Annotated in this window: 1 protein-coding gene; it reads right to left on the minus strand. The window is 62.4% G+C overall.

Annotated features, from left to right (window positions below):
• Positions 1-6 precede the first annotated feature (6 nt).
• The gene (locus JQ587_RS36590) at positions 7-1,110 is read right to left on the minus strand and encodes an ISAs1 family transposase (RefSeq protein ID WP_212428606.1); all 1,104 of its coding nucleotides are present in this window, start codon (positions 1,108-1,110) and stop codon (positions 7-9) included.
• Between the last annotated feature and the right edge of the window lie 92 nt (positions 1,111-1,202).

The following is a 1,202-nucleotide window of genomic DNA, read 5'->3' on the forward strand; positions in this document are numbered from 1 at the left end:
GCAGGGCTATCGCATATGACCGAACAGGGCGAGGAGGAAGCTGTTGTCCCACCCCGCGCGCTTGATTTTGCGACGTATGGAGGTGGGGCCGGGGCAAGATTGAAGGATGTTGAGTGCGAGCCTGCGCAGGCGGGCGAGATTCTCCGGAGCATGGTCCAATCTCGCCCGGTTGCCATCCTCGTCGAAGTGGACGTCGAGCACCCAGTGCAATTGGTTCTCGATGGTCCAATGACTGCGCGTGACCTGCAGCAGCCGCTTGGCGGACATGAACTTGGAGAGCAGATAATAGCGCACGACCGGCGGATCGGCACGATTGCCCTGCAATTGCCTGCGCGAGGTGACGCGGCCGATCGCGACGACGCCCGGGAAGTCGTGGACGGCAGCCAAGCTGGTGTTGCGCATGATGGTTGCCCGGCGTGCTTCGCGCCGATCGTGGGTGGACGGCTCGACCTTCTTGGTTGTGCTGCGCTCGCCGGAGCGGGCAAACTGCGCGACCACGGTCTTGTACAGAGGTCCACGGTTGGCCTTGATCGCCAACACGTAGTCGCCACCGCGCTCGAGCACCGTCTTGGCCATCGCACGATGGCAATGCAGCGCATCGGCCGTGACGATGCTGCCTTTGAGCGACAGCAGTGCCAAGACCTCCAATGCTCCCTTGGTCTCGTTGCGGCCAGGAGCCTTCTGCTGGGCAAGGGACATGCGCGCTTCCACCGCCCAGACGTTGACCAGATGCAAAGGCTCGTAGCGCGAACCACGCTCGAAGGCGCCACGCAGCGCCTTGCCGTCGACCGCAACCACCCCGGTGAGATCGAGCCGGTTGGTCTTGGCAAACGCCGCCATGAAGCGGCGGAATGCCGCCTCGAAGGCCTCCGGGTCGAGCAAACGGAACACGCGGCTGAACGTATCGTGACTGGGAATCCCGTGCTCCAGGCGCAGAAACAGCCGCAGCAGCTCTTCCTTGGCCTGCCCAAACTCCGCCATGTCCGAACAGGTCTCTGCTCCGCAAAGCACCGCAGCCAAGGCGATGACCAATACCTCCAGCAGATCGTGTCGTGCGTTCGCTGCACGCGGGTCCGACAATCGCCGAAATGCCTTCTTGAACTTTCCCATCCGACTCCCTCCGCCTTGTGGGAGTCGTTCTCAGAATCCATCTTACAAAACAACGCAATAGGGGCCGCAAATCCATATGCGATTCCCCTGCC

Origin of the sequence: Bradyrhizobium manausense (genome assembly GCF_018130615.1) — a bacterium.
GTDB lineage: Bacteria > Pseudomonadota > Alphaproteobacteria > Rhizobiales > Xanthobacteraceae > Bradyrhizobium > Bradyrhizobium manausense_A.